The 14642-nt window shown below is 69.1% G+C and carries 13 protein-coding genes and 2 pseudogenes; 7 read left to right on the top strand and 8 right to left on the bottom strand.

The window, feature by feature from the left end; all coding sequences use genetic code 11:
- Positions 1-38 precede the first annotated feature (38 nt).
- From ACN26Y_RS18060 to ACN26Y_RS18070, 3 genes and pseudogenes are all read left to right on the top strand, one after another.
- Positions 39-791, top strand: a pseudogene (locus ACN26Y_RS18060) (IS1634 family transposase); the annotation flags it as partial.
- Between the two features lie 139 nt (positions 792-930).
- Positions 931-1359, top strand: a complete 429-nt coding sequence (locus tag ACN26Y_RS18065) for a nuclear transport factor 2 family protein (protein ID WP_422733090.1) — start codon at positions 931-933, stop codon at positions 1357-1359.
- A 280-nt stretch (positions 1360-1639) separates the two neighbouring features.
- Complete coding sequence (locus tag ACN26Y_RS18070; protein WP_422733091.1) at positions 1640-2989, top strand: MFS transporter; 1350 nt, start codon at positions 1640-1642, stop codon at positions 2987-2989.
- A gap of 80 nt (positions 2990-3069) precedes the next feature.
- Here ACN26Y_RS18070 and ACN26Y_RS18075 read toward each other — a convergent pair whose 3' ends face one another.
- On the bottom strand, positions 3070-3534 hold the full coding sequence (locus ACN26Y_RS18075; RefSeq protein ID WP_422733092.1) for a MarR family winged helix-turn-helix transcriptional regulator: 465 nt from the start codon (positions 3532-3534) through the stop codon (positions 3070-3072).
- 175 nt (positions 3535-3709) lie between these two features.
- Between ACN26Y_RS18075 and ACN26Y_RS18080 the strand changes: the two genes are divergently transcribed.
- Genes ACN26Y_RS18080 through ACN26Y_RS18095 form a run of 4 tightly spaced genes read left to right on the top strand, consistent with a single transcriptional unit; the run spans position 3710 to position 6580 of the window.
- The gene (locus ACN26Y_RS18080; RefSeq protein ID WP_422733093.1) at positions 3710-4111 is read left to right on the top strand and encodes a tautomerase family protein; all 402 of its coding nucleotides are present in this window, start codon (positions 3710-3712) and stop codon (positions 4109-4111) included.
- Between the two features lie 21 nt (positions 4112-4132).
- Positions 4133-4921, top strand: a complete 789-nt coding sequence (locus ACN26Y_RS18085; RefSeq protein WP_422733094.1) for an alpha/beta fold hydrolase — start codon at positions 4133-4135, stop codon at positions 4919-4921.
- A 37-nt stretch (positions 4922-4958) separates the two neighbouring features.
- Positions 4959-5690, top strand: a complete 732-nt coding sequence (locus tag ACN26Y_RS18090) for a flavin reductase family protein (RefSeq protein WP_422733095.1) — start codon at positions 4959-4961, stop codon at positions 5688-5690.
- A complete protein-coding gene (locus ACN26Y_RS18095) occupies positions 5687-6580 on the top strand; it encodes an alpha/beta hydrolase (RefSeq protein ID WP_422733096.1) in 894 nt (297 codons plus the stop codon). The genes ACN26Y_RS18090 and ACN26Y_RS18095 overlap by 4 nt, the downstream gene beginning before the upstream one ends.
- A 398-nt stretch (positions 6581-6978) precedes the next feature.
- Here the strand turns inward: ACN26Y_RS18095 and ACN26Y_RS18100 are convergent, their stop codons facing one another.
- The 7 genes and pseudogenes from ACN26Y_RS18100 to ACN26Y_RS18130 form a co-directional block, all read right to left on the bottom strand.
- Positions 6979-7962, bottom strand: a complete 984-nt coding sequence (locus ACN26Y_RS18100) for a tyrosine-type recombinase/integrase (RefSeq protein WP_422733097.1) — start codon at positions 7960-7962, stop codon at positions 6979-6981.
- A gap of 44 nt (positions 7963-8006) precedes the next feature.
- Complete coding sequence (locus tag ACN26Y_RS18105; protein ID WP_422733098.1) at positions 8007-8354, bottom strand: AbrB/MazE/SpoVT family DNA-binding domain-containing protein; 348 nt, start codon at positions 8352-8354, stop codon at positions 8007-8009.
- A 780-nt stretch (positions 8355-9134) separates the two neighbouring features.
- Positions 9135-9368 (bottom strand): hypothetical protein, encoded by a 234-nt coding sequence (locus tag ACN26Y_RS18110; protein ID WP_422733099.1) that lies wholly within the window; start codon positions 9366-9368, stop codon positions 9135-9137.
- A gap of 96 nt (positions 9369-9464) precedes the next feature.
- A pseudogene (locus tag ACN26Y_RS18115) lies at positions 9465-10729 on the bottom strand (IS701 family transposase).
- Positions 10730-11068: 339 nt separating this feature from the next.
- Positions 11069-12559, bottom strand: a complete 1491-nt coding sequence (locus ACN26Y_RS18120) for an acyl-CoA synthetase (RefSeq protein ID WP_422733100.1) — start codon at positions 12557-12559, stop codon at positions 11069-11071.
- Entirely contained in the window at positions 12556-13770 is a 1215-nt protein-coding gene (locus ACN26Y_RS18125) for a ring-opening amidohydrolase (RefSeq protein WP_230688615.1), read from the bottom strand. The genes ACN26Y_RS18120 and ACN26Y_RS18125 overlap by 4 nt, the downstream gene beginning before the upstream one ends.
- Positions 13695-14624, bottom strand: coding sequence for a carbamate kinase (locus ACN26Y_RS18130; RefSeq protein ID WP_155331426.1), 930 nt, complete (start codon positions 14622-14624; stop codon positions 13695-13697). Before ACN26Y_RS18130 ends, ACN26Y_RS18125 begins: the two co-directional genes overlap by 76 nt.
- Positions 14625-14642 lie beyond the last annotated feature (18 nt).

Raw genomic sequence — 14642 nt, forward strand, 5'->3', positions numbered from 1 at the left:
GCCGCTGCCCTCGCCACGCTCACCGGCGAGCCGCACCCCTCGGCGAGAAGCTACGCGCCGGCACCGTCGAAGCCGACCAGGCTCTGGCCCGGCAGGGACGCTGCGCCACCGTCGCGGAGAACCTGCAGGTCAAAGAAGTCAACATCGACACCGACGACCGGTTCGTCATCTGCTATAACCCCGAAGCCGCCGAGCGTGACGCCGCCATCCGCGAACGCCTGATCAACCAGCTCAGCACGCTCATCGACGGCACGGACCAGCTGTCGGCCACCAAACGGGCCGAACTGCGCGGGCAGATCTCCACCAAGCCCGGCCTCAACCGATTCCTGCGCACCACCCCGAGCGGCCTACTCCGCATCGACCAGGCCAAGGTCAGATCCGAGCAACGCCTGGACGGCAAGTACCTGCTGCGCTGCTCCGACCCGAAACTGTCCGCCGAGGACATCGCCCTGGGCTACAAGCAACTGCTCGAGGTCGAACGCGGCTGGCGCGACATGAAGACCACCCTCGACCTGCGCCCGGTGTTCCACCGCCGCGAGGACCGCATCCGCGCCCACATCCCGCTCTGCTGGCTGGCCCTGCTGCTCGTCCGCGTCGCCGAAACCGAAACCGGCCACACCTGGAACAAGATCCGCACCGAGATCGACCGGCTGCACATCGGCGTGTTCACCGGCCCCGCCGGCACCTTCGCCCAACGAACCGAGCTGTCCCAGCCCCAGAAGACCCTGCTCACCAAGCTGAAAACCACCGAGCCGCCCCGCGTCCTCGACGCGACACCCGCAACCGCCTGACCTGCAGCAACACCACGGCCTAGTGACACGCCATGTCACCGGCCCAACCCGGAGCGACAGTGTGACGGAAGTTCGCTGTTGACGGTTAGGAGCATATGCGCCTACCCTATGGCGCACATCACCGACCAGGAGGCCCCGAATGCCCAATGACGAGATCGTGGCGGCACTCAGAACCGCTTTCATCGGATATGAGCGCAACGACCGTGGACCGCTGATCGCGCTGCTCGCTGACGATTTCACCTTCGAGATGTCCGACTCGTTGCCCTACGGCGGAAAGTACGTCGGAGCGGCCGAGTTCGTCGCGTACTGGAAGGAGGTTGCCAAGCAGTGGGAGTACTTCCGCTACGACGCCCACGAGATCATCGACGCCGGCGACACCATCGTCGTCCCGGTGAAGACCGACGCACTGTCCACACGCGGTATCCGGATGCGCAACGAGCACCTGTTCCTGTTCAAGGTCAAGGACGGGCGGGTCGTCTTCGGCCGTCTCTACGCCGACACCGCGCGCGGCCGTGACGTGATCTCCGGCCAGGAGCCGCGGCGCTACCCGAGGGCCGTCCTCGCCTGACCCGTCGCGTTCCCTGCTCTCCCAACACGATTGCGGCCCACTCGCGCTGTTTCAGCACCAACGAGTTCACAGCAGACGCCGCGGATGTCTCCCCGGCCACCGGCGACCGCGGTGACCCTGGACGACCTCGCGTTCATCACATGTGTGTAGTGCCCTTCCGGCACTGCACACGTCGCGCCGTCGTCACCAGCCACCCTGCGGCCAGTGGTGATCCGGCACCTTCCTTCCTCCCTCCTTGCGCGGCGACGCGCCCGTCGCCGCCTACCCACCGGAGACGTTCATGCCCGAAACCCGCGATCGCTCCGCGCCGCGGTCCGCCTCGCTCGCCAAGATCGTCACGGTGAGCAGTGCCGGATCGGCCATCGAGTGGTACGACTTCTTTATCTATGGCACCGCAGCGGCGCTGGTCTTCAACAAGCTCTTCTTCCCCCAGACCGACCCGCTGGTGGGAACTCTGCTGGCGTTCACGACCTTCGCGGTTGGCTTCGTCGCACGCCCGCTGGGCGGCGCCTTGTTCGGGCACCTCGGCGACAAGCTGGGGCGCAAGCCGGCCCTGGTCACCGCGCTGCTGCTGATGGGTGGCTCGACCACGCTGATCGGCCTGCTGCCGACGTACGGCACGATCGGAGTCGCCGCGCCGATCGTGCTCGTGGTCCTTCGTTTCCTCCAGGGCATCGCCGTCGGCGGGCAGTGGGGCGGCGCAGTGCTCATCGCCACCGAGAACGCGCCCCCGAACAGGCGCGGGTTCTACGGCAGCTTCCCCCAGCTCGGCGTGCCGATCGGCCTGGTGCTCTCCAGCCTGGTGTACCTCGTGATCATGGCGCGGATCAGCGAGCAGGACTTCTCCGCGTGGGGCTGGCGGGTGCCGTTCCTGTTCAGCATTCTGCTGTTCGGGGTCGCGCTCTACGCACACCGCAAGCTCGAGGAGACTGCGGGCGGCAAGGAATCCCGGCAGGACCGCGGCTCGTCCCGCTCGCCGGTGTACGACGTACTGCGTTACCACTCGAAGAACGTCGCGCTCGCGGCCGGCGCCGTCATCGCGCTCGGCGTGGGGCTCTACCTGTTCGTCACGTACATGCTGTCCTACGGCACGACGGTGCTCCAGCTGCCGAAGAACACCGTGCTGGGCGGCGTCCTGGCGGGGGCCATCTTGCAGGTGCCGGCCATGCTGGGCTTCGCGTTGCTGTCCGACCGGATCGGCCGCCGTCGCGTGCTGCTCCTCGGGGCGTTCGGCATGGGGCTGTGGGCCTTCCCGGCGTTCCTGCTGGTCAACACCGGCCAGACGCCGCTCGTCTGGCTCAGCCTGATCGTCGGCCAGCTGCTGTGCGCTGCCATGTACGGCCCGCAGGCCGCCTTCTTCTCCGAGCTGTTCTCCGCGCGGGTCCGGTACTCGGGCGCCTCGCTCGGCTACCAGATCGGGCTCCTGTTCGGTGGAGCCCTGACTCCGCTCGTGGCGACCTGGCTCTACGCGGAGGCCGGCTCGTTCGTGCCGGTCGCGATCCTCGTCGTGGCCGCCGCGACGATCTCGTGTTGCTGTGTCCTCGTGCTCACCGAGACCAACCGCCGCGACCGTGCCGTGGCGACCGTGCCGCAACCCGCGGAGCAGGAGGCCAGCCTGTCGGCTTCTTGAGCCCGGCGCGGTGGGACGACTCTGCCCGCGCATCGCGGAACACCCTGGTGCGCGGGCAGCACCCCGGCGACGGGGAGCGGCTACTCGGCCCAGGGATCAAGGCCGGTGTCGAGGACCGCGCGCAGCTGCGAGCGCAGCGACGAAGCCTCGGTGGAGCCGAAGCTGTCCTCGAACCGGTTCTGGGCGGACTGCCAGAGCGGCAGCGCCTGCTCCAGCCGGTCGTGGCCGGCTGCGGTGATCTGGACAATCCGCGCGCGGCGATCGTTCTCCGCTGGCGCGGTGGTCAGCAGGCCGTCTCGTTCCAGCGGTTTGAGGTTGGTGGCGAGCGTCGTGCGGTCCATGCCGATCATCGCGGCCAGCGTGGAGATCGTCGTCTCGCCGTGGGTGGCCACCTTATGGAGGATCGTGAACTGGGTGGCGCGCAGCTTGGCCGGGGCCAACGCCTTGTCGTAGCTGGCCGTGAGGTACCGGGCCGCCTTGCGCATGGCGAAGCAGTTGCACATGCCATCGATGACGGCCGGGTCGATGGTGGTCCGCTGAGACATCATGAGTCAGGGTATGCGCAGTTGCTCGGAACCCGCAAACACGTCGGCGCACCTGAAGGTGAGCGCTCCTTCTTCGCTCCGTGGTCTTGAGGTCAACCACGACATGAGCATATGCTCCTATCGTCTGGGTGGTCGAGGAAACGTTGCTACCGCCGCAAACCCCAAGGAGAGTTACATGCCCGTATTCCACGCTCACATCCCGGCCAACCGCTTCGCGCCGGACAAGAAGCGCGCGCTCGCCGACGCGCTCAACCAGTCACTGGTTCAGGGGCTCAACATCCCCGAGGGCGACCGCTTCATCGTGATCAGCGAGCACGACGAGAGCGAGTTGCATCTGGACCCGACCTTCATGGGGATGAGGCGCGGTCCCGATGCCATGATCATCACCGTGCTCTTCGGCGCGCACCGGCCGCTCGAGGACCGGCGCAAGGTGACCGCGGCCATCAACGAGCTGGTGGTCGAGGCGCTGGACATCTTGCCGGACGACATCTTCGTCGCCCTCATCCCGGTGCCGATCGAGAACTTCTCCTTCGGCCGAGGCGAGCTCCAACTCGCTGACGGCACGCCTCGCTGGTGACGTCACTCTAAGGAGAAAGCAATGACTCTGTCGTACACCACGATCGGCGCCGGGCCGGTGCATGTTCTCGTCGCGCACTCGTGGCCGGCCTCGAGCGCGACGCTTACGCCGCTGCACCCGTATCTCGACACCGACGGGATGACCTGGGTCTTCCCCGACTTTCGGGGGTACGGTTCGTCCGCCGACCTCAGTGGACAGATGACCACGTGGGAGATGGCCCAGGACCTGCTCGACGTGGTCGACGAGTTGGGGTGGGACTCCTTCCACCTCGTCGGACACTCGATGGGTGGCAAGGCGGCGCAGCTGCTGTCCGGGAACGCCCACGCCCGGGACCGGATCCGCACGCTCTCGCTCGTGAGCGCGGTGCCCAGCCGTGGGTTTCCGCTCGACGCCGATACGGAGAAGGTGTTCACCGCGGCGGCCAACGATCCCGAGGTAATGGCCGCCGTGGTCACCAACCTCACCGCAGGCCGCCTCGGCCCCCAGTTCGGCAAGCACATCGGTGCGCTGTCCACGAGCACGGCCTCGGCGCCGACGCTCGAGGCGTACCTGAGGGCGTGGTCGGTCGACGACGTGTCCGCCGAGGTCGGCGGCTACACCAACCCGGTGCTGGTCCTCACCGGTGAGTTCGACCCGGTGCTGACCGCGGACCTCACGGCCGAGCAGATCGTCCCCCAATTCATCGACGTCCGGCAGGACGTGGTGGTCGGGGCGGGCCACTTCCCGCCGGCCGAGGCTCCGGCCCGCACCGCGGGTTTGCTCACCGCCCACATCTCGCGTCGTCCCGACGACGTCGCGACCGATCGATAATCGCCGAACCGGCGGCGTCAGACGTGGAGGAACACAGATGATCGTCGAAGCGAGTGGCCTCGACGCCGCCTCGGCGTACAAGCTGCTGATCGGGAGCATCGTGCCCCGCGCGGTCGCCTGGGTGAGCACCGTTTCCCGGGACGGAGTCGGCAATATCGCGCCGATCTCCTTCTTCACCGCGGTATCGCGCAAGCCGCCTATGGTGTCCATCACCCTTCAGCCGCGGTCCGATGGGGTGACCCTGAAGGACACCCTGGTCAACATCCAGGACACGGGGGAGTTCGCCACCAACCTGGTGTCGCTCCCGCAGGCCCACCACATGCACCGCTCCGCTGTCGAGTTCGCCTCGGAGGTGGACGAGTTCGAGGCCCTCGGGTTGGAGAAGGGGCCGTGCCAGACGATTCGAGCTCCGCGCATCTGCGGGGCGCCGATCTCCTTCGAGTGCGTGGTGGACCGGATCATTCCCGTTGGCGACATGCTCGACCATGTCGTCTGGGGACAGGTCGTCAACTTCCACATCAGGGACGATCTGTACTTGGACCGGGGGCGTATCGACACCGCGGCCGTCCCGGTCGTCGGGCGCCTCGCCGCGGAGTACACGCTCGTCAACAACGTCTTCACGACCCCGCTCGACGAGGATGTGCTGGAGACTCGGCAGACCAAACGGATGGCCCGGCTCGACGCGCACGCGGAGAACTGGTCGCCCATCGACACAGCGGAGTGGTCGCCGTCGGGGTCGACGGCGTTGGCAAAGGAGGCGAACGCGTGACACAGCGCGAGGATGTCGCCTTCACCGCCGAGGGCGGGGTGACGCTGCGCGGGTGGCTCTACCTCCCGGACGGGCCCGGCCCACACCCGGCGATCACCATGGCGCACGGCTACGCGGCCGTGAAGGAGCACGGGCTCGAGCGCTTCGCCGAGGCGTTCGCCGACGACGGGTTCGTCGTCCTCGTCCACGACCACCGAGGCTTCGGTGCCAGCGACGGTAGGCCGCGCCAGGACGTGGACCCCTGGCGGCAGATCGCCGACTGGCGCCGCGCGATCTCCTTCCTGGAAAGCCGGCCCGAGGTCGACCCCGTGCGGATCGGCTTGTGGGGCACCAGCTACGCGGGTGGTCACGCGCTCGTCCTCGGCGCCACCGACCGCAGGCTGCGCTGCGTCGTCGCCCAGGTGCCGACGATCAGCGGCTACGAGCAGGGGCTGCGTCGGGTCTCGCCCGAAGCCGTGGCTGGCCTTGAGGAGGCCTTCGCCGCGGACGAGCGCGCTCAGCTCCGCGGCGAGGCGCCCCGCACCCTGGCCGTCGTCAGCGACGACCCGGCGGTACCCGCGGCGTACCGGGCCAGGGACGCGATCGCCTTCTACCGCCAGCCCCTGCTTACGGGCGCCTGGGCGAACGAGGTGACCCTCCGCTCCACGCGCGCCGCCCGTATGTACGAGCCCGGCGCCTGGATCGGCCGGGTGTCACCGACACCCCTGCTGCTGGTCGTGGCGGCCAACGACACGATCACCGTCGCGGACCTCGCCCTCGCCGCGTACGAGCGAGCACTGGAACCGAAGAAGCTGACCCTCGTCCCCGGTGGCCACTTCGACCCGTACCTGTCCAGGTTCGCCGAGTCGAGCGCTGCGGCACGCGTCTGGTTCCGAGAGCACCTGACCTGAGCACCGCCGGGTGACGACGCGGAACGGGACGCTCTCCGGGCCGCCGCTCCACTCGTCCCAGTCGGGGGTCGACGAGCTCGTTGGCGTACCTGACCGCTGCGCCGGTCATCGAGGTCGCGATTGCGATCGGTGGGTGCTGGGACTGGGTACGGGCGGCGGCCTGACACCGGGATCCACCGACGGCGGCTCGCATCCAAGCCCGGGAGGTTATGGACGTGGAAGTGACGGCGCGGCGGGGTTGAGGCACCCCGCTTCATGGACCCGCTCCATCAGAGTGAGGGAAGCCACTCGATCCTGATCCCCATCGGCCTGTAGTGGATCATCGGGGTGACGACGCTGTTCTCCGGGACGGGTGGCCTCCCTCGCCGCAGGCGAGGGAGGCCACCAGGTGACATCGTTTAGGCTTCCGCGGCGAGTGGATGGTCCTCGCCAGTCAGGCCGGCCAAAGCGACCGCGACCTCGTGCAAGGTCGCCCGCACGTAGGTGGCTGTCGAGCCGCTCCCACTGCCGCCGTCAGTGTGGCCAGCGTAGGCGCGGGCCACGGCATGGCCGTAGGTGCGCTCGACCCAGGTCAGGGTGGTATGCCGCAGCCAGTGTGTACTGATCTGCTGGGTGTGCACCCATCGCAGATGCTGCCCGATCCGCACCCACAGATGGTCGTAACGCCGGTAGGTCAGCGGCCGACCGTTGCGGTAACGCAGCAGACTGCCGTTCCGGTCGCCGTCACCCCGCTCGGCATGATGCGCCAGCAGGTGCCGCACCAGCGTCGGCGAGACCGGCTGCCACCGGGACGTGCCGCCCTTCTCCCGCAGGAAGATCAGACACTGGTCGGTGTCCAGATCCCGCGGGCGCAGCGCCAGCGCCCCGGCACGACGGCAGGCCGTCTCGGTGTGCAGCCGGATCAGCAAACTGTCCAGACCTGGGTCATCGCCCGTGCTGGTCGCCACCTCGTTGATCTCCGCCAGGCGTGCGTCGCCGATCGCCCGCCGGGTGCTGGGCAGCCGGCGTGGCTTGTCCACCTTCAACGCCGGGTTGTCGGCTGCGTCCAGGTATCCGTCCGCTACCGCCCGCCGGTACAGGCAGCGCAGCGCGGCCACCAGATGTTCGGCAGCCGATCGGCCGCCGCGGTTGTTGCGTCGCGCCACCACGTTGGCCTGCACCTGGGCCCGCAACTGCTCGATCTCAGACGGGCGGGGTTCGTCGATACGCCGCTCCCCCCATGCCTGCACCACCCGATTCCAGTACGAGCCGTACGCCCGACGAGTACCCGGCGACACCGCGGCGGCCACCACTGGCACGTACTCGGCGAACGTCGGGGCCAGCGGACGGGCCGGCCGTACCTGCAGCAGATCGGCGGGGGAGATGCCCATCCGCTCCAGCAACAGCCGGGCCGCCTCCAACTCCGCCCGGCCAGCGGCAGTCTGGCTCACGCCGCCTCACCGTCCTCCATAGCAGCCTGCACGTCAGACAGCAGCCGGTCGAGCATCGCAAGAGGATGCGCCACCAGCACACCGGTGGCACGGTCGGCGGCCAGTAGAACGCGGTCCCCGGCAACGAGCCGGCACCACCGACGCACCGACAAGGGCAGATGCAGGTGACCGCGGTCGTCGATGCGGTGGACACCGCCGGGGGCCGTGCAGGCCACGATGATGCCGGCCCGCTCGCGGATGTCCAGTCGGGTGCCCGGCATCCAGCCAAGCGCCCGGACGATGCTGCGATCGGCGACCCGGCCGCTCTTGTCCACAGCGCCCAGTGCGTAGACGGTGTCGGTCACTCGTGTGAACTGGGAATCCAAGGCTGGCACGGAAAGCGGCCGTCGGGCCCGACCCAATGGTCCTGGGCCGGCACCGGCGCCTCCGGGGATCACCTTGGGAATCACCGGCGGCACGAACGAGGCGGTCATCGCAACCACCCCCGCCTCTGCTCGGCTGACACCCGCAGTGACGCCAGACGGTCGATGTGGTGTTCAAGGAGGCTTAAACACACGTACGGGATATTGCGCACCAGTGCGGACCGTGGGGGTTCAAGTCCCCCCTCCGACATGAACCCCCACGGTTTGACTGCCGCTGAGGTGAGGGTCAGCCCGTCCTTCGATGCGCGGGAACTGCGCAGTGGTGGGAATGCGGTGAGGCGTGAACGGGTCCCGACGGTGCCCCTGTTTACCCCCCGAAAACCCTGTCCTGATGCTCACGACCAGTGACAAGAAGGGACCAACGCCTGGCTGCATCTGTGCAGGTAAACGACCACTTGCGGCAAACGATGACAATCTCGGGGTGGCTACGGTTGGTAACCAGGGGTCTTGGCAACCAATGACAAGCCCTGAAGGAGGAGGCTTGACGTGAGGTTCTTGTGGGTTCAAGTCTCCTCGTTCCCCACGAGGGCTGCCTGGGCAAGTACCGCGCCGTCACGCTAGCCGAGATGCACAGGAAGATTGAGACAGGGAGCTGGGTCCCGGCGGCTCCGTCGGTGACCGTCAGTGTCTCGCCGAAGAGCAGCAGGCCGACGCGCGAGGGATCCGTCAGCCAGCCGCACCCGATCCCGCAGCAGGTCGTCGTCAGGGACGCTGTAACCGCAGAACGATGAACCCCATGTCGAGGCGGACCACCAAACCGAAGGGTGTGTCGAAACAGGCCTCGATATGGCGGTGCACCGGTATGCTCCGGCGCTTGCGGCCGAAGGGCAGGTCCAACAGGTCGATGGAGCGGCGGTCATAGGTTACGACGAGGTGCTCGTCTCCGTTCATCCGCGCGACTCCGAGGACGTCTGGCGACCAGAAATCTTCCGTCACCGTCCAGACCTCACCGCTCGTCGGTTGCCAGACTCGGACGATCGTCTCGTCTGCGCCTTGGGACTGGATGACTAGTACGGCAGCCGCCGTTCGAGATCATGGCTGGAGTTCGAGGTTGAGGCGGCGTGTGTAGTGGGCTCGTCGGGCTCGGGCTTGATGCCGGCGGCGCCAGCCTGACCAGTGCAAACGGTGGGTGAGGTCGCTGATCGGGCGGATGATGCAGGCGTTGATCAGGCGGCGGACCTCGTTGACCGTGAGCTTGATCAGTCCGGTGTCGGTTGGGCCGTCGGTGGTGTCGGCGGCGCAGATCGCCAGGACGGCGAGGGCGGCCAGGGCGAGGGTGGTGAAGCGGTGCCAGGAGTCCCAGCGGCGAAACTGGTGCTGGTCCAGGCCGACCTGGCCCTTGGCGGCCTGGAAGGCTTCTTCGACGGTCCAGCGGATGCCGGCGACCCGCACGAGTTGGGCGAGGGTGGCCGGTCTGGGGGTCCAGCAGCGGTAGAAGGCCAGCTCACCGGTGGTCGCGTTCCTTCGGATCAGGAGGCTGTGCCGGCCGTCGTCGTCGGGGTCGGCGTCGGTGCAGACGTCGTCGAGCCAGGCCCAGTCGTAGAAGCGCGGGCCCTTGGATCCGGCGCCGGCCGATCGGCGTTGCCATGCCGTGGCGGGCAGGTCAGCGGCCACCCGGTCGACGCGGACGCGGGTCTTACCGCCGTCGAGCGGGACCAGGTGGCTGCGGGACACCGCCAAGACATAGCCGATCCCGTGTTCGCGCAGGCCAGCGCGGAAAGCGGCGCTGTTGCCGTAAGCCTCGTCCGCAGCGGCCCAGCCCGCCGGCACTCCGGCGTCCAGCGCGGCGGTGATCATCTCGGCGGCCAGCTCCGGCTTATTAGTGGCGAACCCAACCTCGTCGGGCACGCCAGCGGCCTGGCAGCGGTCCCGGTCGTCGGTCCACGACGCCGGCAGATACACCCGCCGATCGATCAGGGTGTGCCCATCGACGCCGGCGTAGCCCAGGAACACCCCGACCTGGCTGTTCTCGATCCGCCCAGCGGTGCCGGTGTACTGCCGCTGCACCCCGACCGTGTGAACGCCCTTCTTCAGGTCACCGGTGTCGTCAACGACCAAGACCGCGTCCGGACCACGAACCGGGCGGTGATCAGCTGCCGCAGGTCATCGCGGACGGCGTCGGCGTCCCACACCGCCCGGTACAACAGTCGCTGCATCGCATCCGGCCGGGCATGTCCGGCCTGCTCAGCCAACTGCCAGCACGTCTTGACCTCACAATCGGAGAGCAGCCCGGTCACGAACTGTCCCGCCGCACGGCGCGGTTCCACCCGCCCGAACCGGCCCGCGAAGCAGCCCAGCACCTCGGCCAGCACCCGCTCCCACCGACCAACCGCTACGCTGTGGCACGCGGCCACCGCAAGATCTGAAGTTGTGTCCACAACGCACAGACGATCACGCGGTGGCCGCCTCGCGTCCACCCCGGTCCACCAGCAAGATCTCAAACGGCGGCTGCCGTACTAGTCTGGTGCAGAATGGGTGCAGCTCAACGAAGTGGTCAGCGCGTCCGAAGTGGTCAAGCGGATTGAAACCAAGGATGACGCGCTGACCCTCCGACGACATGGCCCGGGGGCCAGCGTGACCTCCCGAAAAGGAGTGCTCTGCCGACGGGGCAATGGCGCCGGTTCGGGCCTGCATGCTCAGGGCAGCCTGTGGCGGAGGATCTTGCCGAGCGCGTTGCGCGGCAGGGTCTCGACCCAGCGCCACGCGCGGGGCCGCTTGTACGGCGCCAGCCGCTCGGTGCACCACTCGGTCAGCTCACGTTCCAACACCGAGGCGTCGACCGCGTCGGCTGGTACGACATGCGCCACGACCATTTCTCCCCACTCGGCCGACGGCCTGCCAACGACAGCCGCGTCGGCGACGCCGGGATGGGACCGCAGCGCGTCCTCCACTTCCCGCGGGTAGACGTTGTACCCACCGGTGATGATGAGTTCCTTGGCCCGGCCACTGATGCGCAGGTACCCGTCGTCGTCGAGGACGCCCAGGTCGCCGGTGCGGAACCAGCCGTCGTCGGTGAACGCCTCGGCGGTCGCCTGGGGCCGGTCGAGGTAACCGCCGAAGACGTTGGGCCCGGCGACCTCGATCTCGGCGACGCCACCCTCGCGGGGCGCCAACCGCACCGACACCCCGGGCAAGGGCAGGCCGACCGTGCCCGGTCGGCGCGGCCCGTCGTACGGGTTGGAAACCAGCATGATCGTCTCGGTCATGCCGTAGCGCTCCAGGATCCGCTGGCCGGTGCGCTCGCGCACCGTGTCGTGCAGGTCGGCCGGCAACGGGGCTGATCCGCTCACCGCCAGCCGCAGCCTGCTCAGGCCGTCCAGGTACGGCGACGCGGCGAGCCGGTGGTACATGGTGGGGACGCCGAAGAACATCGTGGCACCGGCGTCGATCGCGGAGGCGATCGCGGCTGGCTCGAACCGCGGCACGAGCAGGAGCGAACCGCCGGCGACGAGCGCGCCGTGCAGCCCGACTCCGAGCCCGTGGATGTGGAACAGCGGCAACGACAGCGCGAGCCGGTCCTCCGGTGTCCAGCGCCACGCCAGCCGCACCGCGTGCGCGCTCGCGAGCAGGTTCGCGTGACTTAGCACGGCACCTTTCGGTTTGCCGGTGGTGCCCGACGTGTAGACGATCAGCGCCGGATCCGCCGGCGCGACGCGGTCGAGCGGCGTCGGCTGCGAAGCCGGCAGACCGGCCAGGTCCGGCGTCGTCGCAGTGATGTCCGGTGCACGGCCGACGTCGTCGAGCACCGCCAGCGACGGCTGTGAGTCGGCGGCGAGGTTGGCCAGCTCGATGGCGGTGTACGCGGTGTTCGCCGGCACCACGGTGAGCCCGTACCGCAACGCGGCGAGGTACGCGACGACAAGTTCCACGCTCGGCCCGGCGGACACGAGGACGCGGTCGCCGGGCGACAGCCCGGCCGCCGCGTACCGGCCGGCGGCCGCGGCGGTGAGCTGTTCGAGCTCGGCGGCGGTCACGCTTCGCCCGGACGGAGTGGCGATGACCTCGGCGCCTGGATTGGCGGCCCACCGCGCGGTCCACGCTCCGGCGAGCGTGGCGCCGAGGCCGAGGTCCGCCTCGACGCCGGGTGCCAGGTGCGCCGACCAGTGCGGGGCGAACAAGACCGTCATGGTGCCACGTAACCCGTCGGGTCGGTGCCGAGGTCGACGATGGCGGCGACCGGTCCGCCGCCGTCGGGTCCCTGATGCGCGGCGGACACGGACACGAACACCGCCGGGTCCCCGGTCACCGACGCGGTCACCCCGCCGACGCAGGACTTGATCTGCCGGTGCCAGTGCACATCGGAGTCGTCGAGCATCGCGTTGCGGCGGCCGCGGACCATGCCGTCGGAGGACACCTCGCACTTGAGGAACACGTTGACCAGCCGCCCATCGAGGTCGCTGTGGTGGGGGCGGTCGGGCATGTCGAGCCCGGCGTCACGGATCGCCGCCCAGATGCCGTCGGCGTCGATAGCGTCGCGCATCACGGCGTGGCCGATCCGGTACCGGCCGCCGACGCCTTGGACGTTGCCGACTACGACGACCTGCGCCTGGTCCAACTCGACCCCGGACGAGCAGCTCGCGACCGACGAGAACAGCGAGCGGTCGTGCATCACCGCGTCGTCGTCGGGCATCTTGATCTCACCGAGAGCGACGGCGATGCCGAGCGCGGTCGTGCCGTTGGACAGGTCCATCGACTCGTGCGTGTGCTCGGTCCAGACATCCTTGCCGCGGCTCTTCGCGTCGCGAATGGTGTGAATGGTCAGCAGCGGCGTCTTGGTCTGAACGTAGTGCACGTGGGCGGGGTCGGTGATGCCGGCACGTTCCATCGCCTCGGTTACCGCGGCGGCAACCTTCTCGATCATGCCCCGTCGGCCGATCTCCTCGGGCAGGATCGGCTCGCTCATCGCGAACCCGACGGTCAGCCGCGGCTCGTCGGTCGCCTCGGCCGACTCGGCGGGCACCGTCGCGAAGATCGTCGCGTGCGGCGAAATGACGCCGTCGGTGCCGCCCGACCAGACGATCGGGATGCCGGCCACCTCCTCGACGGTACGGCTGCCGCGCGCCACCAGCACCTCACGAAACGCCCGGTCGGCGATGATCCGGGTGTAGTCGTTGACGCCGCCGTTGCCCTCGGTCTTGCCGATGATGGCGATGACCCGATCGGCGTCGAGCACGCCGGAGTCGATCAGCTCTGCGAGACCGGACGCGTCAGACACGTGCTTGATCGGCACCTTGCGGACTTCGATGGGCTGCGGCACAGCGGTCACCTCTCGTCTTTCGCGGTCACGACGGTGCCGGCCCGGCCGGCCACCGCCTCGGCAATCTGGTCCAGCGTGCACATCACCGCGCGCCCGCCGCCCTGCTCCACGAAGCGGCAGGCGGCCTCCACCTTGGGGCCCATGGAACCGGCGGGGAAGTGCCCCTCGGCGGCGTAGCCACGCAGCTGCCTGACGTCGACCGCGCCCAGCGGCCGGGCCTGTGGGGTCCCCCAACCGACCATCGCGGCGGGGACGTCGCTGGCGATCGCGAGCACGTCCGCGCCGATCGCCCGGCCGAGCAGCGCGGCGCTGAGGTCCTTGTCGATGACCGCCTCGACCCCGCGCAGGCTGCCGTCGGCATTCCGCACGACCGGGATGCCGCCACCCCCGCCGGCCACCACGACGTACCCGGCGGCCAGCAGCGCGGTTACGGCGGGCGCCTCCAGCGCCTCGATCGGCTCGGGGGAGGCGACGACCCGGCGCCAGCCCCGGACGCCCCGGTCCTGCCACACCTGGCCGTGATCGATCATGACCTGCGCCTCGGCTCGGGGCAGGTACCGGCCGATCGGCTTGCTCGGCGCCGCGAACCCGAGGTCCTGAGGATCGACGAGAGTCCGGCTGACCAGCGCGGCCACCGGCGTGCGCAGGTGCCGGGCCAGCGCGTTCAGCAGGATGAAACCGATCGTGCCCTGGGTCTGCGCGCCGCACCAGTCGAGCGGCACCGGCGGTACGACGGCAGCGGCCAGCTCGTTCTTGACGAGCAGGTTGCCGACCTGGGGGCCGTTGCCGTGGGTGACGACCACCTCGGCGCCGGCGGCGACGACCTCGGCGATCCGCTCCGCCGCACGCTGCACGGCAGCGATCTGATCCTCCGCGCGGGCGAGGCCGTCCGCGGAGGTCATTGCATTGCCACCGAGGGCGACGAGCACTCGCACGGATGGACTCTAAGAAGG

Source organism: Micromonospora sp. WMMD558 (assembly GCF_049315255.1).
Classification (GTDB): Bacteria; Actinomycetota; Actinomycetes; order Mycobacteriales; family Micromonosporaceae; genus Micromonospora.